Origin of the sequence: Sinorhizobium sp. 7-81 (assembly GCF_030124405.1) — a bacterium.
Taxonomy (GTDB): domain Bacteria; phylum Pseudomonadota; class Alphaproteobacteria; order Rhizobiales; family Rhizobiaceae; genus Sinorhizobium; species Sinorhizobium psoraleae.
In genome coordinates, this window is the sequence record NZ_JASKLT010000003.1 from 387,151 (window position 1) to 405,567 (window position 18,417).

Annotated in this window: 20 protein-coding genes; 12 read left to right on the top strand and 8 right to left on the bottom strand. The window is 61.7% G+C overall.

All coding sequences use genetic code 11. The annotated features are described in order from the left end of the window. Positions 1 to 304: 304 nt before the first annotated feature. From QN224_RS14445 to QN224_RS14465, 5 genes are all read left to right on the top strand, one after another. Positions 305 to 772, top strand: coding sequence for a peroxiredoxin (locus QN224_RS14445; protein ID WP_283977269.1), 468 nt, complete (start codon positions 305 to 307; stop codon positions 770 to 772). A gap of 119 nt (positions 773 to 891) precedes the next feature. Beyond that, the gene (locus tag QN224_RS14450) at positions 892 to 1,719 is read left to right on the top strand and encodes a ferritin-like domain-containing protein (RefSeq protein ID WP_283977270.1); all 828 of its coding nucleotides are present in this window, start codon (positions 892 to 894) and stop codon (positions 1,717 to 1,719) included. 180 nt (positions 1,720 to 1,899) lie between these two features. Then, a complete protein-coding gene (locus tag QN224_RS14455; protein WP_283977271.1) occupies positions 1,900 to 3,138 on the top strand; it encodes a M23 family metallopeptidase in 1,239 nt (412 codons plus the stop codon). Positions 3,139 to 3,335: 197 nt separating this feature from the next. After that, positions 3,336 to 4,853: a DEAD/DEAH box helicase gene (locus QN224_RS14460; RefSeq protein WP_173513284.1), complete on the top strand. Its 1,518-nt coding sequence runs from the start codon at positions 3,336 to 3,338 to the stop codon at positions 4,851 to 4,853. Positions 4,854 to 4,864: 11 nt separating this feature from the next. After that, positions 4,865 to 5,272, top strand: coding sequence for an NUDIX domain-containing protein (locus QN224_RS14465; protein WP_283977272.1), 408 nt, complete (start codon positions 4,865 to 4,867; stop codon positions 5,270 to 5,272). Positions 5,273 to 5,359: 87 nt separating this feature from the next. Here the strand turns inward: QN224_RS14465 and QN224_RS14470 are convergent, their stop codons facing one another. From QN224_RS14470 to QN224_RS14500, 7 genes are read right to left on the bottom strand one after another with little or no spacing between them, the layout of a single operon-like run. After that, complete coding sequence (locus tag QN224_RS14470) at positions 5,360 to 5,677, bottom strand: TfoX/Sxy family protein (RefSeq protein ID WP_269283513.1); 318 nt, start codon at positions 5,675 to 5,677, stop codon at positions 5,360 to 5,362. Positions 5,678 to 5,680: 3 nt separating this feature from the next. Beyond that, entirely contained in the window at positions 5,681 to 7,297 is a 1,617-nt protein-coding gene (locus QN224_RS14475) for a molybdopterin-binding/glycosyltransferase family 2 protein (protein ID WP_283977273.1), read from the bottom strand. After that, positions 7,294 to 8,001, bottom strand: coding sequence for an XdhC family protein (locus tag QN224_RS14480; RefSeq protein WP_283977274.1), 708 nt, complete (start codon positions 7,999 to 8,001; stop codon positions 7,294 to 7,296). The genes QN224_RS14475 and QN224_RS14480 overlap by 4 nt, the downstream gene beginning before the upstream one ends. Before the next feature lie 2 nt (positions 8,002 to 8,003). Beyond that, positions 8,004 to 8,336, bottom strand: coding sequence for an XdhC family protein (locus QN224_RS14485; protein WP_283977275.1), 333 nt, complete (start codon positions 8,334 to 8,336; stop codon positions 8,004 to 8,006). A gap of 50 nt (positions 8,337 to 8,386) precedes the next feature. Further along, positions 8,387 to 9,643, bottom strand: a complete 1,257-nt coding sequence (locus tag QN224_RS14490; RefSeq protein WP_283977276.1) for a VWA domain-containing protein — start codon at positions 9,641 to 9,643, stop codon at positions 8,387 to 8,389. Between the two features lie 5 nt (positions 9,644 to 9,648). Then, on the bottom strand, positions 9,649 to 10,578 hold the full coding sequence (locus QN224_RS14495; protein ID WP_173513277.1) for a MoxR family ATPase: 930 nt from the start codon (positions 10,576 to 10,578) through the stop codon (positions 9,649 to 9,651). Positions 10,579 to 10,603: 25 nt separating this feature from the next. Next, positions 10,604 to 11,131: a flavin reductase gene (locus QN224_RS14500; RefSeq protein ID WP_283977277.1), complete on the bottom strand. Its 528-nt coding sequence runs from the start codon at positions 11,129 to 11,131 to the stop codon at positions 10,604 to 10,606. 262 nt (positions 11,132 to 11,393) lie between these two features. Between QN224_RS14500 and QN224_RS14505 the strand changes: the two genes are divergently transcribed. The 7 genes from QN224_RS14505 to QN224_RS14535 all read left to right on the top strand — a co-directional run bounded on the left by QN224_RS14505 (position 11,394) and on the right by QN224_RS14535 (position 17,452). Next, on the top strand, positions 11,394 to 12,482 hold the full coding sequence (locus QN224_RS14505) for a branched-chain amino acid ABC transporter substrate-binding protein (RefSeq protein WP_283977278.1): 1,089 nt from the start codon (positions 11,394 to 11,396) through the stop codon (positions 12,480 to 12,482). Continuing rightward, positions 12,479 to 13,480: a P1 family peptidase gene (locus QN224_RS14510; protein ID WP_269284623.1), complete on the top strand. Its 1,002-nt coding sequence runs from the start codon at positions 12,479 to 12,481 to the stop codon at positions 13,478 to 13,480. Before QN224_RS14505 ends, QN224_RS14510 begins: the two co-directional genes overlap by 4 nt. An 84-nt stretch (positions 13,481 to 13,564) precedes the next feature. Then, positions 13,565 to 14,242: a ribulose-phosphate 3-epimerase gene (rpe, locus tag QN224_RS14515; protein ID WP_173513274.1), complete on the top strand. Its 678-nt coding sequence runs from the start codon at positions 13,565 to 13,567 to the stop codon at positions 14,240 to 14,242. Next, complete coding sequence (locus QN224_RS14520; RefSeq protein WP_283977279.1) at positions 14,239 to 14,982, top strand: DUF2259 domain-containing protein; 744 nt, start codon at positions 14,239 to 14,241, stop codon at positions 14,980 to 14,982. The genes rpe and QN224_RS14520 overlap by 4 nt, the downstream gene beginning before the upstream one ends. 131 nt (positions 14,983 to 15,113) lie before the next feature. Beyond that, the gene (locus tag QN224_RS14525) at positions 15,114 to 15,539 is read left to right on the top strand and encodes a hypothetical protein (RefSeq protein WP_283977280.1); all 426 of its coding nucleotides are present in this window, start codon (positions 15,114 to 15,116) and stop codon (positions 15,537 to 15,539) included. Positions 15,540 to 15,603: 64 nt separating this feature from the next. Continuing rightward, the gene (gene purB / locus QN224_RS14530) at positions 15,604 to 16,905 is read left to right on the top strand and encodes an adenylosuccinate lyase (RefSeq protein WP_283977485.1); all 1,302 of its coding nucleotides are present in this window, start codon (positions 15,604 to 15,606) and stop codon (positions 16,903 to 16,905) included. Positions 16,906 to 17,143: 238 nt separating this feature from the next. Then, entirely contained in the window at positions 17,144 to 17,452 is a 309-nt protein-coding gene (locus QN224_RS14535) for a PilZ domain-containing protein (RefSeq protein WP_173513271.1), read from the top strand. 97 nt (positions 17,453 to 17,549) lie between these two features. Here the strand turns inward: QN224_RS14535 and QN224_RS14540 are convergent, their stop codons facing one another. Further along, positions 17,550 to 18,365: a DUF2189 domain-containing protein gene (locus QN224_RS14540; protein WP_269283485.1), complete on the bottom strand. Its 816-nt coding sequence runs from the start codon at positions 18,363 to 18,365 to the stop codon at positions 17,550 to 17,552. Positions 18,366 to 18,417: the final 52 nt, after the last annotated feature.

Below are 18,417 nucleotides of genomic sequence, written 5' to 3' on the forward strand. Positions count from 1 at the left end.
CTCCACCTAAGTGCGGCATTTTGTTTTTCCCTGTAAGGTCAGTCGCCGCGCCCAAGGGCCGGACCTCTTCTTCGCCCATGTAGATCACAATTCGCGGAGCCAAGTCACCACGCAACCCCGCCGATGCTGTGGAAAGGCCCGCCATCGCCCCAGTTAACACGACGGAACACCGGCTAGCTCGTAGCCACGAAGCCCGTCCGGCACCTGTCAAATCTATCACAAATCCGCTGGACGGCGGTCGTCGATTTTCGATATGCCCTACCTGCCGAATGTCCACAAAACTTGGCGTAAGAAAGGTTAAATCATGGCACGATTGGGACCAGGTGATGTCGCCCCGGATTTTGAGCTTCCTCGCGGCGGCGGCGGTTCGATCTCGCTCTCTTCTCTTCGCGGAAAGCCGGTGGTGCTCTTTTTCTATCCCAAGGACGACACCAAGGCCTGTACCGAGGAAGCGATTTCCTTCTCCGGCCTCGCAGACGAATTCGCGGCGGCGGGTGTCGCTCTCATCGGGCTCTCGCCCGATTCGGTCAAGCAGCACGATCGCTTCGCCAAGAAACACAATCTGACCGTCACGCTGGCGGCGGACGAAAAAAAGAACGTCGTCAATGCCTATGGCGTCTGGGTGGAGAAGAGCCTCTACGGGCGCAAATACATGGGCGTCGAACGTACGACATTCCTGATAAATCCGGACGGGACGATCAACCAGGTCTGGGAAAAGGTCAGGGTTGCGGGTCATGCGAGCGAGGTTCTGGCTGCCGCAAAGGCGCTTTGAACTATTGCGCCGTGCGTCTTTTCTGACGCACAAAACTCGCTGTAGCACTTTGAATTGCTGCATGTTTTGTCCTCAAGTCGGCTCCGATTTAAGGAAACATGGAGTATGAGGAGCGACGGATGACCGACCTTCCGCAATTCCATAGCCTGCGGGGCGCTGCCGTCGAGGCGATCCGCGCGTCAGACCTCGGTCTCAAGACCGAGCTTGCGCAGCAGGCGGCTCGACGTTGGCAGGCGAGGAAGCTGTCGTTGCGCTCGCCGCGAGATCGCCGTGTTCCCGAGCGGCCCGGACGTCCGGACAGGCCCGTGCTGACGCCCCCGACGCAGGTCAAGCGCCGTTCGCTCGGTTCGTTGAAGGGGCGCATCGCCCTGCTCCATGCCATCGCCCATATCGAATTGAACGCCGTCGATCTGGCGCTCGATATCGTCGCCCGCTTTGCTTCGGAACCCGTGCCCAATTCCTTCTTTGACGGATGGATGCAGGTCGCCTTCGAGGAGGCGAAACATTTTCGCATGGTGCGGCAGAGGCTGAACGACCTTGGTGCGGACTATGGCGATCTGCCCGCGCATGACGGCCTGTGGCAGGCAGCGCACGATACGCGGAACGACCTGACCGCGCGCCTTGCGGTCGTGCCGCTCATACTCGAGGCTCGCGGTCTCGACGTCACGCCGGCTTTACAGGCGAAAATGCGGGAAACCGGCGATCACGAGAGTGCTGCCGTTCTTGATGTTATCTACGAGGATGAGAAGGGTCACGTTGCCGTCGGCGCCAAATGGTTCCGCTTCCTTTGCGCCCGGCAAAGGAAGGATCCCGCCGCAACGTTCCAGGCACTCGTGCGTGCGAACTTTCGCGGCCCGCTGAAGGCTCCGTTCAACGATGTCGCGCGCGCAGAGGCCGGTCTGACGCCGTCCTTCTACCGGTCGATAACGTCGTCTACGAACATCTGATCCAGACGCTTCGCTCAATGATTTGTTAACCCTAATAAAGTGTAATCACCCTCGAGCAATGCGAAGCAATTCGCACCTGGCGGGGGTGATGTGGTGTCTGTTCGTCCGGCAAATCGTGCCTTCGGAAAAAGCACGCGAAGCCACGTGCTGATTCTGGCGAGCGGCGACAAGGTGCGGCATATGACCGTTCGCCCCTGGATGGCGGCGCTTGTCACATCTGTCGTCGGGGTTTTCGGCATCGGATACCTGGCGGCCACCACCTATCTGGTTCTTCGCGACGACCTGATTGGCGGCACGATCGCTCGTCAGGCCCGTATGCAGCACGAGTACGAAGACCGAATCACGGCGCTCCGGGCGCAGGTGGACCGGGTGACGAGTCGGCAGTTGCTGGACCAGCAGGTCGTCGAGGAAAAAGTCGAGAAACTCCTGCAGCAACAGTCGGCCCTTTGGTCGCGCAGAGACAGGCTCGGTGCTCTGGCAAGAAGTGCCGATGCTTCCGAAGATCTCGGCGCTGACGTGCCCCCGGTGGTCGAACCCCTCGCCTACGAGAAGCCTGCAGATGCGCATGGCGGCGTCGAGGCAATCGAGGAAATCATGGGGATGAGCGGAGAGGTCAATGCAACACCGATGCGCCTCGCCGCCCTCGCCTATGCGCCCCTCCTGCCTGGAAGCCGAGACAAGGAAACGGTCTCGGACCGGGCGGACCGGATCTTTTCCAGGGTCACGCTTTCGCTGAAAGATGTCGAACGGGATCACATGGTGCGCATGGAGCGCCTGAGAAGCGACGCGGCCCGGGCGTCCGAAGCCATCAGGACGATCGTCGAGCGCACCGGCGTCGCGCTGCCGGCCGGCACGACGGCAGCTTCCGCGAGCGGGATCGATCGAACCGCGATCGGCGGCCCTTTCGTCGAACCGCAGAACGACGAGCCGTTCGGGAAATCGCTTGCCGCACTCGATAGCGCGCTTCTGGAACTGGAGAGGACCCGCCAAGCCGCCAGGAAGCTGCCGCTCGCAAATCCGGCGCCCGCCAGCGATATCACCAGCAATTTCGGCAATCGGCTCGATCCCTTTCTCGGGCGCCTGGCGCTTCACGCCGGCATCGATTTTCGGGCATCGACCGGGACGCGCATCCGCACTGCCGCCGCTGGGACCGTCACTGTCGCTGGCCCGACGGGCGGATATGGCAACATGGTCGAGATCGACCACGGTAACGGCGTCGTCACCCGCTACGCCCACCTGTCGGTGATCCTGGTCAATGTCGGCGACCATGTGCGTGCGGATGACGTCATTGCAAAATCCGGAAGCACCGGACGCTCGACGGGTCCGCATCTGCATTACGAAGTCCGCTTGAACGATCAGGCCGTCGATCCAATGCGTTTTCTCAGTGCCGGCACGAAGCTTGCTGGCTATCTGAATTGATGCTAGCAAGGACCAGCATTGTCTCCTCCCGCTTGACAAGAAACGCGCAGATTCGCGCCCGTTTACCTTTCGCTACTTCAACGTGCTGGATTTCTTGACTTTCGGCGCCTTTCGGCTTAAGAGCGCCGCCACGTGATGGCGCGTTTTCCATCGATCGATTAGTGTTCTATTGAACCGGAACGGAAACAGTTTCCCCTTTGACCAATTTTGCTGACCTTGGCCTGAGCCAAAAAGTTCTCTCCGCAGTTACCGATGCGGGCTACACAATTCCGACACCGATCCAGGCTGGCGCCATCCCTCCAGCGCTGCAGCGTCGCGACATTCTGGGCATCGCGCAGACCGGAACCGGCAAGACGGCTTCCTTCGTTCTGCCGATGCTGACGCTTCTGGAAAAGGGTCGCGCCCGCGCCCGGATGCCACGCACGCTGATCCTCGAACCGACGCGTGAACTCGCCGCGCAGGTCGCGGAAAACTTCGACAAATACGGCAAGAACCACAAGCTCAACATCGCGCTTTTGATCGGCGGCGTTTCCTTTGACGAACAGGATCGCAAGCTCGAGCGCGGAGCCGATGTTCTGATCTGCACCCCCGGCCGTCTGCTCGACCATTTCGAGCGTGGCAAGCTCTTGATGTCAGGCGTCGAGATCCTCGTCATCGACGAGGCGGACCGGATGCTCGACATGGGCTTCATTCCGGACATCGAGCGCATCGCGAAGCTTATTCCCTTTACCCGTCAGACCCTGTTCTTCTCGGCGACGATGCCGCCGGAAATCCAGAAGCTTGCAGATCGCTTCCTGCAGAACCCGGAGCGTGTGGAAGTGGCTCGCCGCTCCTCGACTGCGACCACCGTTACCCAGCGGTTCGTCGCCGCGCACGCCAAGGACTATGAAAAGCGTGCGGTGTTGCGCGACCTGATCCGGGCCCAGGACGAACTGAAGAACGCGATCATCTTCTGCAACCGCAAGAAGGATGTCGCCGATCTCTTCCGTTCGCTCGACCGCCATGGCTTCTCCGTCGGCGCGTTGCACGGCGATATGGATCAGCGCTCGCGCATGGCGATGCTCGCGAATTTCAAGGACGGCAACATCAAGCTGCTCGTCGCTTCGGACGTGGCGGCTCGCGGGCTGGATATTCCGGACGTCAGCCATGTGTTCAATTTCGACGTCCCGATTCACGCGGAAGACTATGTTCACCGCATCGGTCGCACCGGCCGAGCGGGCCGTTCCGGCGCCTCCTTCACGCTCGTCACGAAACGCGACACGAAGTTCGCCGACGCCATCGAGAAGCTGATCGGCCAGAAGGTCGAGTGGCTGAACGGCGACCTTTCCGAGCTTCCGGAACCGATGGAAAGCCATGATACCGGCCGCAAGGATCGCGGCCGTGATCGCCACAAGGATCGCAAAAAAGATGTGGAACGTTCCGGAAGGGGCCGCTCCGAACATAGATCCGATACCGCCCATGCCGATAGTGCGGCTGAACTCGAACCAGTTGCAGAGAGGGCGGAAGCAGTGAAACCGGAACGCAATGCAGATAACGGGCGCGGTCACAACGGTCACAATGGCCGCAACGATCGGCCGGGGCGCGCGCAGAATGCCGCCAACGACGACAATCGCGACCGCCGCAACCGGCATCGCCGCGATCACGACGACGGCCCGACGCCGATCGGTTTCGGCGACGATATCCCGGCCTTCATGCTGATCGCCGGTAAGGCCTGACCTTCGGCCTCATGGCTCTTCCCGGCGTCGATTTCCCCGGTGTTGGCTGCGGTCTCGCGATTCTACGCGAGGGCAAGATCCTGCTCTGCCGGCGCCTCAAGGCGCCCGAGGCAGGCCACTGGAACATCGTAGGTGGCAAGGTCGACCATATGGAGCGCGCCGAAAATGCGGCGCGCCGGGAGGCGGAAGAGGAAAGCGGCCTTTCGATCCACTCGACCCGCTTTCTCTGCATCAGCGAGCAGGTGATCGAAGCGGACCAGCAGCACTGGATTTCGCTCATCTACGTGACGGAAGATTTTTCCGGCGAACCACATCTCACCGAACCGGACAAGCTCTCCGATATCGGCTGGTTCGATCTTTCCGCGCTGCCCCAGCCGCTGTCGCGTTTCGCAGCCGATGCCGTTCGGGCCCTCGGCTAGAGCAATTCCAGGAAAAGTGTAGTTTCAAAGAGTTGGATCATTTCATTGGTTCAACAATGAAATGATCAATGTTGCCCGCTTCATATTCTATTTCTTCGACCTGAGCGCCGCCGCGTAAGCGATTCTCACCCAGCGGGCCATCTCGTCCGGATCATCCAGCGCCGCATCCGGAATGCTCCAATAGGGCATCTTCACCGTTTTTCCCTTACCGTCGTAAGCCCATTGGCGGCTGCCCGCCTGCTCGAATTCCGGCGCCGATTCGGCGTCGCCCTTCAGAAGGATTTCGCCATCGACTTCGAGCGCGAAGATCACACCTTCGAAATAGATACCCTTGCCACCAAACATGCGGCGGATCGTGACCGGCCCCAATGTTTCGAACATCTCCTCGATCGCCGCGTTATCCATCCTTCACTCCTTCAGAACCCCACCTGCGGCGATAATCGCTTCCGGTGTGTCGAGATCAATGCGCGCCGCTTCGCCGAGTTCGACATCGACGACCGGAAGCCCGCACCGCTCGACGATATGCCGTGCTCCGACGTCACCGACGAGTTGCCTGACTGCGGCGAATGTCTCTCTCGGCAAAATGACCGGATTGCCGCGCTGGCCTTCAGAGACGGCACGGACGACCGCTTGCCTCCCTTCGTTATCGAAGACTTCGATCATCTTGCGCAGATGATCGGCAGTCACGCCCGGCATGTCGGCCAGCATCACGAGAACGCCGCCAGCCTCTGTTCCAAGCGCAGTCACGCCGGCGACCAGCGACGAGGCCATGCCGGCGGCGTAGTCCGGATTGGAGACAAGCATAACGGACAGGCCGTCGAGCGCGGCGCGAATATCCGCTTCGCGGTATCCGGTTACGACGACGACCTTCCCGGCATCGGCCGCCATCGCCGTTTCCACGGAGCGCCGCACCAGTGGAACCCCGTCGAATTCGGCCAGCAGCTTGTGTCCGCCGCTGACACCCATCCTGCTTGCCCGGCCCGCAGCCAGAACCACGATCCGTGCCGGACCACGCGGTGGGCTGACGCTTAGCTCCCGTGGCTGCGGCCGCGTCGGAATCTCCTTCAGCAAGCCGCCGACACCGAGGCCGGTTATGTCCTGCGAGTTCGGCCATTCGCCGGCAAGCAGCCGGTCGAGAATCCAGTCGAAGCCGTTCTCTTTGGGACTGCGTGCGCAACCTGGCGCCCCGACAATGGGAATTTCGCCGATTCGGCCCAGAACGAGAAGGTTGCCAGGGTCGACCGGCATTCCGACATGTTCGACGACGCCACCTGCTTGGCGGATCGCTGACGGAATCACGTCGCCCGGATCGGCGACTGCAGACGCGCCGAAAACGATGATCAGATCATGCGTCGACTTTAGATCGGCTATTGCAGCAGCGACGGCGCCCTCCGAATGCGCCACACGACATTCCGTGACGAGATGGCTCCCGGAGCGCGAGAGTCGAGCGGCGAGAACGGCCTGGGTTTTGTCCATGACCTGGCGCTTGAGCGACGGCAACTCGGTTGCAATCAGTGCTGCGCGACGCGGTGCGAAGGGCTTGACCTCGAAGGCCGGTTCGGTCCGCAGCATGTCCTCGGCTTGCGCGACGAAGTGCTCCGGTACCGCCAGCGGAATGATCTTGATCGTCGCCACCATGTCGCCCGATGCGACCGCCGTGTGATCGGCGAGGCAGGCGAGCGTGATCGCCGGATCGATCCGGTTCAGTCGGTCGACGATGGCGCGATTTGCCACGAAAAGACCGGAAACGGTGGCGTGAACATTCACCCGGCCCGTCGCCGCTTGCGAAAAGCGCAGGTGGTCGGGAGCGATCGCTGCAGCGATCCGCGCAGCCGCCTCGTCTTCGAGCAGGTCGTCCCCATCGAGCCGGGCAACAATGACCTCTTCCACATCGGCTTCGGCAAGCGCCGCGATGTCCGCTTGGCCCAGGCGATGGCCTTTCGACAGTCTCAGCGTTTCGGTTTTCATCGCATGCGCAAGAACAGCGCCCTCGGCATCGGCGAGCCGCACGGGACCGAACCTCATCTTGCACCTCCTGCCCGGCCAGTCGGATCACGTCGGCGCAAGGCTTCGATGATCTCGGCCAGGACGGCGACGGCGATTTCGGCTGGGCTCGCCGCACCGATATCAAGGCCGATCGGGGCTTTGATACGACCAATGGCTTCCGCCGGCGCGCCGGCTTGCGTCAATCTTTCGACGCGCGTTGCGTGGGTCTTGCGGCTGCCGAGCGCTCCCACATAGAAGCAACCCGCCTCCAAGGCCGCCCGGATGGGATAATCGTCGATCTTCGGATCATGGGTGAGCGCGGCGAGCGCCGTGTAGCGATCGAGTGGCCTTGAGGACAGAATGTCTTCCGGCCACTCAGCCAGGAGTTCGACGTTACCGAAGCGCTCCGTCGTCGCAAACGCCGTACGGGGATCTATGATCACCATGTCGAACCCGGCAACTGCAGCCAGGCCGGCAAGTGCTTGAGAGATATGAACGGCGCCGATGGCGACGATGCGCGGCGGCGGCAAATGAACATTGATAAACAGCGATCGTTCTTCCACTGCCGTAACGCCCGCGCGCCCCGAACGCAACGCTTGCACGATCACGCTGTCCCATTCCGGCGGGAATTTGGCTCCTTCCGGAAAGACCTGACTCGTGCCGTCCGAAAGGTCGGTGACGACGACAGCCGCCCGTCGCGCGGCCCGCGCCGCATTGATTGCCTGAAGGGTTGAGCGTTCCATCGTCAGCCTTCAATTCTTTCGACATAGACCCGGATGCGCCCGCCGCAGGAAAGGCCGACGCGCCATGCAGTCTCATCGGCAACGCCGAATTCGAGGATCTTCGGGGCTCCCAATTCGATGATCTCCATTGCCTCGGCGATGACCGCGCCTTCAACACAGCCACCGGATACGGAACCCTGAAAGTTTCCTTCGTCATCGATGACGAGATGACTGCCGACCGGTCGCGGTGCCGATCCCCAGGTCTCGATGACAGTAGCAAGCGCCACTTTGCGCCCGGCACGGCACCAGGTTTCGGCGATCTCCAGCGGATCGAGGACGTTACGCTCTGTCGACATGTTCCGGTTCTCCAAGACAGCAGTACCGATCGCTTGCGAGCGCAGCTGTTTCATGCCGTTCTCGCACCTAGGAAGCGCCGCGGATCGGCGTCTTGCGCACCTTGTCCGGACAGCGATTTCACCAGCTCGGCCACGGACTCAAGATTGTGCACCGCCCGGAATTCGTCAACATGCGGCAGCATGGCTCGCACACCCCGGGCGCGCGCCTCAAATCCGTCGAAGCGCAGCAGCGGGTTGAGCCAGATAAGGCGCCGGCAAGAGCGATGCAGACGATCGATCTCGATTTCCAGCTCCGCTGTATCATCGCGCTCGAGGCCGTCGGTGATCAGGAGGACGATGGCGCCCTGCCCGAGCACCCGGCGCGACCAACGCCGGTTGAACTCATGAAGCGTTTCGCCGATACGCGTGCCGCCGGACCAATCCTTGACCGCGGCCACGCATTCGTCCAGCGCTTCGTCGGGATCACGGTTGCGCATTTGGCGCGTGACATTGGTCAGCCGCGTCCCGAAGAGGAACGTGTGGACACGATGCCGCTGTTCCGTCAGCGCATGCAGGAAATGCAGGAAGATCCGCGTGTACTGGCTCATCGAGCCGGAAATATCGGCGAGCACGACGAGCGGCGGATGGACAAGGCGCGGCTCACGAAAGCGCGGGAGAATCAATTCGCCACCAAAGCGCATCGCGTCGCGCATCGTGGCGCGCGGGTCGATGCGCACCGGCCGGCGAGCGGAGCGAAAGCGGCGGGTCCGCACACGATTCAGCGGCAATATCAGCGACGATAAGGCCTTCCTGGCCTCGGCGATCTCGGCGGCGTTCATCTGCGCGAAGTCCGCTTTGCGGAAGAGCTCTCGACCCGAGACCGTACAGCGAGCATCGACCTCGACGTCCGGTTCGTCACGCGGCGAACGGGCATCGCCCCTACCGGAAAAGAGCGCGTCGCGAAGGCGCTCCTCTCCGGCGCGCCTGGTCCGATGTTCGCCCTGCCGCTCCGGTGCCACGGGCGAGAGGAGCGCAATCATCTTCTGGACAAGATCGCGCGAGCGCCAGAACAGCCGGAATGCCTCGTCGAACAGGGCCTGATCTTCATGGCGCTTGACGAAGGTGCATTGCAGGGCGGCGTAGAATTCGCTGCGGGAGCCGATCCCGATCAGCCTCACGGCATCGATGGCGTCGGCAATGGCGGCGGGACCTATTCTCATTCCCGCCCTTCGCAGCGCACGGGCAAAGAAGACGATATTGTCGGCGAGTTTGCCGTCGCCCAACGTTATCGGCGAAACTGCTGTGCGATCGACGTGATTGCCCGCCATCACGGTCAGCCCTGCGCCAGCAGTTCGGCCTTGACCTCGGCGAGCAGCTTGCGCCCCTCCGCGCCCTCGATCCGGGCGATATCGTCCTGGTATTTGAGCAGCGTGCCGAGCGTGTCGGCGATCGTTTCCGGATCGAGCGCCAGGCGGTCAAGTTCGGTGAGTGCCGTCGCCCAATCGATCGTCTCCGCCACGCCGGGGTTCTTGAAGAGATCGATCGCCCGCAATCTTTGAACATAGGCGACGATTTCGCGCGACAAAGCGGCGTTGCAGCCGGGCACCTTGCGCCGGATGATATCGAGTTCCTGCGCGGCCTTGGGATAGTCCACCCAATGATAAAGGCAGCGTCGTTTCAAGGCGTCATGAATCTCGCGGGTGCGGTTGGTGGTGATGATAACGATCGGCGGCTCGTCCGCCCTGATCGTTCCAAGCTCCGGGATGGTGACCTGGAAATCGGAAAGCACTTCGAGCAGGAATGCCTCGAAGGCCTCGTCGGTGCGGTCGAGCTCGTCGATCAGGAATACGGGTGCCCGTCCCGTTCCGCCGGAGATCGCCTGCAGCACCGGGCGGCGGATGAGGAACCTTTCGGAGAAGATATCGCCTTCGATCCTCTGGCGATCGACCATGCCGGCCGCCTCCGAAAGACGGATCTCCAGCATCTGCGCTGGGTAGTTCCATTCATAGACGGCCGACGAGACGTCGAGCCCTTCGTAGCATTGCAGCCGGATCAGCGGCCGATCGAGGGAACGGGCAAGGACCTTGGCGATTTCGGTTTTGCCGACGCCTGCCTCGCCTTCGAGAAACAGCGGGCGCTTCATTTTCAGGGCCAGGAAAAGCACCGTCGCAAGCGCGGTTCCGGCGAGGTAGTCCTGCGCCTCCAGCATCGCCATCGTCTCATCGATGGATCGCGGCAGCTTTCCCGTTTCGTATTTCGCCATGTTTCCTCCGCGGTCGGGGAAAAACTTATAGCGTGTGGTATCCACGGTCCACATAAATGAGCGGTGCGTGCTTCTCTCCGAGACGCATGTCGACGACTTCGCCGAAGAGGATGAGATGGGTCGCCATGATCTTGGCCTCGATGAGGCGGCAATCGAAGGCGGCGACTGCATCAGCAAGAATCGGCGCGCCGGTGGTGAGCTGCATCCATTGGCCGAGCGCGAAGCGCCGCTCCATGTCGAGCTGATCACGGCCGGAGAAAGCATGGGCCAGGGTCCTGTGCGGCGCACCCAGAAGATTCAGCGCGAAAGCACCGGAGCGCGCAAAGATATCGTTGCGCGGATTTGCGGCGTTGAGGCAGGCGAGAATCGTCGGCGGTTCGTCGGACACCGAGCAGGACGCAGTGATCGTGACGCCGCGCCGCGCGCCCCCATCAGCCGCGGTGATGAGGTGCACGTGAGCGGACATGCGGCTCATCGCATTGCGATAACTTATGGGGTCCAGCCGTGTCTTCTCCAACACATCTCTCTCCGGATCGATGTCTTGCACATACATAGACTCTCACGGAAAATATGAAACCCGGCCGCGCGAAATTCTTGCGGATCAGCGGCATGGCGATGGCGTGATCGGGATAACAAGCTCTCGCTGCATGAATCCTTAAATCGGAATCGATTTAAGGACAAAATCATGCAGGAACGCAAAGTTCTGCGGCGAGCTTTGCGCGTCTGATTAGACGCGCGGCGCTGCGGCGTGTGATCTTTTCCTTTGACGGAAAGAAACACATCCTTAAAACATGGCGTCGTTGCGGGAAAAATACATGTTTCGATCGATTGTTACGAGCTTCGTCACCGCCGGATTGTTATCGGCTTCCCCTGCCCTTGCGGCGGGGTTAAAGGTTGCCGTCGTCGCTCCCGCAGACGGGCCCTTCGCCATGCTCGGAAAGCAGATGGCTGCTGGCGCGGCCTTTCAGGCAGGCGACCGTGGAAGCGAGATTGTCCCGATCAACGAAAGCTGTGATCCCGCCGGCGGCGAGGCGCTGACGAAGGCGCTGCTGGAAAGCGGCGCGGAGGCCGCGATCGGCTTTCTCTGCACGGAGAGTCTTGAAGCCGCCCTGCCCGCACTGGCCGAAGCCGGCATTCCCGCCATCACCCTCAGTGTCCGCTCCGACATCCTGATGGAGGACGCGCTCAAGAAAAAGTGGCCGTTCTATCGCCTGGCGCCGAGCGGAAAGGCCGAAGCCGCGGCGGTCACCGACGTCATCGTCGCAAACTGGAAGGGCAAACCGCTCGCGCTCATCGACGACGGGACGATCCATAGCCGGGAGCTCGTCGAAGGTGTTCGCAGCGCACTTGCCGAGATTGGGGTGACGCCCGTGTTCACCGATACCTATCGGCCGGCTCAGGAGCAACAGGTCGGCCTCGTCCGTCGACTGGCGAAGAGTGGCGCCACCCACGTCTTTACCGGAGGCGACCGCTACGACACCGCCGTGATCGCGCGTGACGCGAAGGCTGAGAACATCCCGATAACCCTGCTCGGCGGCGATGTACTGAACGCCGCCGACCTCGACGTGCCGCTGGAGAACGGCGTGCTCGCCGTGACTGTTCCGGATGCGTCTCGGTCGGCCGAAGCCGGAGCCGTCGCCAAGGCGATGCGTGCGAGCGGAACCGAACCCGAAGGCTATGTCCTGCCGGCCTTTGCCGCCATGTCGCTCCTCGAACAGGCAAAGGACCAAGCTGCCAAAGATGACAGCGCGCTTTCCGAGGCGCTTCTGAAGGGGCCTTACGCAACGATCCTCGGGCCGATAAAATTCAGCGGCAGCCACGAGAGGACCGACACGCCTTACAGGCTGATGGAGTGGCAGGACGGCCGCTTCGTCGCCGCCACGGGCGCAGGCGGTGCGGACTGATGCGCAAGGGACCGAACAACCTGATTACGGATGTGGCCGGCCTGCTGGTCGGCAACGCCGAGGACCACCGGCTGAAGTCCGGTGTCACCGTCGTGCTTTGCGAGCAGCCGGCAACGGCGGCGGTCCAGGTCCTGGGCGGTGCTCCGGGAACACGGGAGACGGATCTGCTTGCGCCGGAAAACACCGTTCAGACGGTGGACGCCGTCGTGCTTTCGGGCGGTTCGGCCTTCGGTCTGGACGCCGCCTCCGGGGTACAGGCGGCCCTTCGCGAGATGGGACGCGGCTTCGAGGTCGGTCCCCATCGCATTCCGATCGTTCCGGCGGCAATTCTCTTTGATCTTATCAATGGCGGCGACAAGGATTGGGGGCGCTTTTCGCCCTATCGCGACCTCGGCTACGACGCCGCGCGGGCTGCCGGTGTAGCATTTCTGACCGGGACGGCCGGTGCCGGCACGGGCGCACGCACGGCCACCTTCAAAGGCGGCCTCGGCTCGGCATCGACGCTGCTGGCCAATGGCATCACGATCGGCGCACTCGTCGCCGTCAATGCGCTCGGCTCGGCGACAATCGGCAATACGCGCCATTTCTGGGCGGCACCCTTCGAACTGGATGGCGAGTTCGGCGGTCTCGGTTACCCCAATCCTCTGCCGGAGGATGCGGCGGTTGCACGCTTCAAGTTCCGTGAAAGGCAATCGGCCGCTGCGAATACTACGATCGCCGTCATTGCCACCGATGCGATCCTCAGCAAGGCGGAGGCGAAACGGCTGGCTATCGCCGCTCATGACGGTTTTTCCCGCGCGTTATGGCCGGCCCACACACCGCTTGACGGCGACCTGGTCTTCGCGCTCGCGACTGGAGCGAGCGGCAAGGCGCCCCTGCTTGAGGATTTCATCGATCTCAGCGCGGCCGCCGCCTCGACGATGGCGCGTGCGATCGCACGCGGTGTCCACGATGCGGTTGCGGCCGAGAACGACTTGATGCCTTCCTGGGCGCAATAGCGGAGGCGCCGAGTCGTAAGGCTTCGCGAGATGTTGTTTGCGCACCGCCGGGATGCTATGGCGCGGGAAACATCGGAGCCTGTCATGACCCATCCCATTCGCATAGCCCCGTCGATCCTGGCATCCAACTTCTCCAAGCTCGGCCAGGAGGTTCGCGACGTCGTCGATGCCGGCGCCGACTGGATTCATCTCGACGTCATGGACGGTCATTTCGTGCCGAACATCACCTTCGGCCCGGACGTGATCAAGTCGCTGCGTCCCCATACGGATGCGACCTTCGATTGTCATCTGATGATTTCACCTGCCGACCCCTATCTCGAAGCCTTCGCCAAGGCCGGTTGCGACATCCTGACGGTTCATGCGGAGGCCGGCCCCCACCTGCACCGCTCGCTGCAGACGGTGAAGTCTCTAGGCAAGAAGGCCGGCGTTTCGCTCAATCCGGCGACCCCGGAAAGCGCCATCGAATATGTGCTGGATACGGTCGATCTGATTCTGGTGATGACGGTCAATCCGGGATTCGGTGGACAGAAATTCATCCACGCCACCGAGGAGAAGATCCGCCGGATCAAGGCAATGGTCGGCAAGCGGCCGATCGAGATCGAGGTTGATGGCGGTATCACGCCGGAGACCGCTGCGCTGCCTGTCAAAGCCGGTGCCAATGTGCTGGTTGCCGGCTCGGCCGTCTTCAAGGGTGATTCCGTCGAAACCTATCGCGCCGCCATCGAGGCGATCCGCAAGTCGGCGGAGCAGGCGCGCGGATGAGCACGCGGGCGGTAATCCTCGGTACGCTTCTGGCAACCGCGACGGTTGCGGGCGCTGACGCGCGCGCCGGCGACTATGCCGCCTTGCAGCCGATTGGATTTTCGTCCGACGGCAATGTCTTCGCCTTCGAGGAATACGGCGTGCAGGACGGTTCCGGCTTTCCCTATTCGACTGTCTACGTGCTCGATACGCGCAACGACACCTTTCTCCCCGGTGCACCTGTCCGCGCCGTGATCGAGAAAGACGCGGGCGCCCTGCATGAAGCGCGCCGCGAGGCCCACCACCGTGCCGCGCCGTTGATAGACGCTTACCGTCTGGCGGATGCTCCCGGGATGTTGGCCGCTTACAATCCTGTAACCGAAGGAAGCAGCGCGGCGCATACGCTGAACTACGATGCCTTCCCAGCCGACGAGCCGTTCCGCAAGACCTATACGTTGAAGCTCGAGGAGAAGAGCATCGAACCGCAAGGTGTGTGCAGCAGCTTCTTGAAGGACGTCAAAGGCTTTCGCCTGACGATGACGGAGAAGGCCGGGAAACCTGCAACGGACGTCTTGCACGAGGACGCACGCATCCCGGAAAGCCGCCGCTGCCCGACGGGTTATCGCATCGGTGGCGTCGTGACCCGCGTCAATGATGACGGATCCGAAGTCCACGTGGTGATGGTCCTGGTTAAATCGCTCGGCTTCGAGGGGTCGACCGATGGCCGCTGGATTGCGTTGCCGGTCCGGCTTCCCAAATGACGAGCGAGGAGCGAGCCGCCCGGTCGTCAACGCTCTTTTCGGAAGTCGCACTGTCGAAACGATCGCGGTTTGTGCGCTCCCGTCCCAAAGCGCGGGAAGTGCTGATCGGTGCTCCGGGGTGGGCCTTGGCAATGGCGATATCTGCGTGGCTGGCGCTTTGGCTGCGCGGAACCGAGGTGGCCTTCCACCTCACGGACATCCTCTCACTTTATGCGCTCGGCGGCTTGCTGGCTTGGCCGCCCTCGCTGTTTGCGGCACGTTTCTCGGCACACGGTCGGTCGGTCGAGACCCGTTTCGCGGCCTTTCTTCTGTGCCTTGTCGCGGGCACGGTTGGTACAACGGCGTGCCTCTTCGCATTCGATTATCGGATATTCTATGCGCAATGGCATGCGGACACTGGAACGCGCACGTGGCTCCTTCAGTTCCTGTTCACGTCGCTCGCCGCGCTCTACCAGTTTCTGGTCCTGGGTGTTCGGCTCTACCTGCCGCTCGGTATTGTCGCCCTTGTCGCTGTCAGTCTTTGGCTTGCGCGATCGGATGTTCGCCAACGGCGTTGAGCTTGATCGCCATCTTTGATAGAGGCACAGCCATCCTCCACTGTCGAACGAAAGCTTGAAGCCCATGATCCCCCGTTACTCCCGGCCGGAAATGGTGGCCATCTGGTCGCCGGAAACGAAATTCCGCATCTGGTTCGAGATCGAGGCACATGCCTGCGATGCGCTCGCCGAAATCGGCGTCATCCCCAAGGATGCGGCGAAGACGATCTGGGAAAAGGGCGGCGCGGCAACCTTCGATGTTGCCCGTATCGATGAGATCGAGGCCGTCACGAAGCATGACGTCATCGCTTTTCTCACCCATCTTGCGGAATTCGTCGGGCCGGATAGCCGTTTCGTCCACCAGGGCATGACCTCGTCAGACGTTCTCGACACCTGCTTCAACGTGCAGCTCGTTCGTGCGACGGACCTCCTGCTCGCCGACATCGACAAGCTGCTCGAAGCACTGAAGCGCCGCGCCTTCGAGCACAAGGACACGGTCACCATCGGCCGGTCGCATGGCATTCACGCCGAGCCCACCACCTTCGGCATCAAGATGGCGCTTGCCTATGCGGAATTCGATCGTTGCAAGCAGCGCCTGCTGGCCGCGCGTGAAGAGGTGGCGACCGGTGCGATTTCCGGCGCTGTCGGCACCTTTGCCAACATCGATCCGCGGGTCGAGGAGCATGTCGCGAAGGCCCTCGGCCTGAAGCCGGAACCGGTTTCGACGCAGGTGATCCCGCGTGATCGCCATGCCATGTATTTCGCGACGCTCGGCGTTATCGCCTCGTCGATCGAGCGTCTTGCAACGGAAATCCGCCATCTGCAGCGTACCGAGGTGCTGGAAGCCGAGGAATATTTCTCCCCGGGCCAGAAGGGCTCCTCGGCCATGCCGCATAAACGCAATCCGGTGCTGACGGAAAACTTGACCGGCCTCGCCCGCATGGTCCGCGCCTTCGTCGTGCCGGCCATGGAAAACGTTGCGCTCTGGCATGAACGCGATATCTCGCACTCCTCGGTCGAACGCATGATCGGGCCGGACGCAACTGTCACGCTCGATTTTGCCTTGGCGAGGCTGACCAGCGTAATCGACAAGTTGCTCGTCTATCCCGAGAACATGATGAAGAACATGAACAAGTTCCGCGGCCTTGTTCACTCGCAGCGCGTGCTGCTCGCGCTTACCCAGGCCGGTGTTTCGCGCGAGGATGCCTATCGGCTCGTTCAGCGCAACGCTATGAAGGTCTGGGAACAGGGCAAGGACTTCCTCGAGGAGTTGCTGGCCGATTCGGAAGTCCGTGCCGCGCTTTCCGAAGAGGCAATCCGCGAGAAATTCGACCTCGGTTACCACACCAAGCACGTCGACACGATCTTTAAACGTGTCTTTGGCTGATGCGTACGACAGCGCCGCGCGTCTTATCAGGCGCGCAAAGAACGATGTAGCACTTTGAACTGCTGCATGTCTTTTCCATGCGGCAGCAGCTTGGCCCCGTCGTACACGGTGACGTTGCCGTAGGAAGACAACGCCCGCATACGATGCATTTTGTTCGAGTGCGGGCGATATTTTAGCAAGTTGTTCACAAGTAGTGTGCAAGCCTCGGCACCTGTCTAATCGGGTTTTCGAGGAAGCCATGACTTACAGGGACAGTGTTCAGCGCACATCACCGCGCACGCAGACGAAGATAACCGGCAAAGTTACCTGCAAATTCGGGTCGAGCAACGGGATCGTCAGAGATCTTTCCGACGAGGGTATCTGCTTCCAGCTCCTCTTCGACATCGGCGCGCAAACCGGGCAGGAAGTCACGATCCAGAGTGAGGAGCTTGGCTTTCTCACTGGGATAGTTCGCTGGTACCGCGGCGACAAGATCGGCATCAAGCTCAAGCTCTCGTCGAACACCGCGGCGCAGATTTCGTCCTACTATAAATTCTTCCGTCAATAACAGCCGCCGCTTCGCCGGCGATCGATGAACTCACGCAACAACGATCGCGGTGATCTTGATCGATGCAAGATCACCGCGTTGTTGACGGTCGTGCCGTTCAGGCTTGGCGGCCGGTCGTGTCCGGTTCCACCAATTTCCGATAGAGATGCCATGTGGCGTGGCCGAAAATCGGCATGATGACAGCCAAGCCGACGAAGACCGGAATCGACCCGATCACCAGGCCGGCTGCAATGATGAGACCCCAGCAGGCGATCGGTATCGGATTGGTAAGCGTCGCCCGGATCGAGGTCTCGACGGCGGCGACGGCGCCGACGTCGCGGTCAAGCAGCAAGGGGAATGAAACCACGCTGATCGAGAGCACGACCACGGCGAAGACGAAGCCGACGGCGTTGCCGATAAGAATGAGGTTCCAGCCCTCTTCCGTGCCGATAATGCTGTTCCAGAAGGCGGAAATGGAAGCCGGCGGCACGGTTCCGAAAATCATCTCATAAAGCGCCTGGGCGACCAGAAGCCATGCAATGAAGATAACGAACAGCACGGCGGCGACCGCCAGAATCGAAGGCAGCGCCGGCGAGCGATGAAGCCGCAAAGCGTGCGGCCATGAGGCGTCCATGCCCAATTCACGGCGCCGGCTGATCTCGTAGAGGCCGATTGCCGCGACAGGACCGATGAGGGCGAAGCCGGAAGCAAGCGGATAGAGCAGCGGCAGCATGTTTGCGCCCGCGCTCCAGGTTATCAGTACTGCACCGGCGATCGGGTATATCAAGCACAAGAAAACATAATGCGACGGCTTCTCGCGAAAATCATTCAGGCCGAGACGCAACGCATCGAACACATCCGCAATGCCAATCTTTCGTATACCGGGATGCGAGACGCTCGCATTCGCCCCCGACAGGACATGGAAGGTTGTCATGGCTCACACTCCTCAACGAACCAGAGCGGCCACGGACGCGACAACGGCGAAA

Excerpts from the sequence above, each read along its gene's own strand:
- rpe (WP_173513274.1), top strand. The coding sequence starts at position 13,565 with ATGACCCATCCCATTCGCATAGCCCCGTCGATCCTGGCATCCAACTTC.
- QN224_RS14445 (WP_283977269.1), top strand. The coding sequence starts at position 305 with ATGGCACGATTGGGACCAGGTGATGTCGCCCCGGATTTTGAGCTTCCT.
- QN224_RS14475 (WP_283977273.1), bottom strand. The coding sequence starts at position 7,297 with ATGAGGTTCGGTCCCGTGCGGCTCGCCGATGCCGAGGGCGCTGTTCTT.
- QN224_RS14505 (WP_283977278.1), top strand. The coding sequence starts at position 11,394 with ATGTTTCGATCGATTGTTACGAGCTTCGTCACCGCCGGATTGTTATCG.
- QN224_RS14485 (WP_283977275.1), bottom strand. The coding sequence starts at position 8,336 with ATGTCGACAGAGCGTAACGTCCTCGATCCGCTGGAGATCGCCGAAACC.
- QN224_RS14540 (WP_269283485.1), bottom strand. The coding sequence starts at position 18,365 with ATGACAACCTTCCATGTCCTGTCGGGGGCGAATGCGAGCGTCTCGCAT.
- QN224_RS14500 (WP_283977277.1), bottom strand. The coding sequence starts at position 11,131 with ATGTATGTGCAAGACATCGATCCGGAGAGAGATGTGTTGGAGAAGACA.
- QN224_RS14520 (WP_283977279.1), top strand. The coding sequence starts at position 14,239 with ATGAGCACGCGGGCGGTAATCCTCGGTACGCTTCTGGCAACCGCGACG.
- QN224_RS14525 (WP_283977280.1), top strand. The coding sequence starts at position 15,114 with ATGGCGATATCTGCGTGGCTGGCGCTTTGGCTGCGCGGAACCGAGGTG.
- QN224_RS14450 (WP_283977270.1), top strand. The coding sequence starts at position 892 with ATGACCGACCTTCCGCAATTCCATAGCCTGCGGGGCGCTGCCGTCGAG.
- QN224_RS14535 (WP_173513271.1), top strand. The coding sequence starts at position 17,144 with ATGACTTACAGGGACAGTGTTCAGCGCACATCACCGCGCACGCAGACG.
- QN224_RS14470 (WP_269283513.1), bottom strand. The coding sequence starts at position 5,677 with ATGGATAACGCGGCGATCGAGGAGATGTTCGAAACATTGGGGCCGGTC.
- QN224_RS14490 (WP_283977276.1), bottom strand. The coding sequence starts at position 9,643 with ATGGCGGGCAATCACGTCGATCGCACAGCAGTTTCGCCGATAACGTTG.
- QN224_RS14455 (WP_283977271.1), top strand. The coding sequence starts at position 1,900 with ATGACCGTTCGCCCCTGGATGGCGGCGCTTGTCACATCTGTCGTCGGG.
- QN224_RS14480 (WP_283977274.1), bottom strand. The coding sequence starts at position 8,001 with ATGGAACGCTCAACCCTTCAGGCAATCAATGCGGCGCGGGCCGCGCGA.
- QN224_RS14465 (WP_283977272.1), top strand. The coding sequence starts at position 4,865 with ATGGCTCTTCCCGGCGTCGATTTCCCCGGTGTTGGCTGCGGTCTCGCG.
- QN224_RS14495 (WP_173513277.1), bottom strand. The coding sequence starts at position 10,578 with ATGGCGAAATACGAAACGGGAAAGCTGCCGCGATCCATCGATGAGACG.
- purB (WP_283977485.1), top strand. The coding sequence starts at position 15,604 with ATGATCCCCCGTTACTCCCGGCCGGAAATGGTGGCCATCTGGTCGCCG.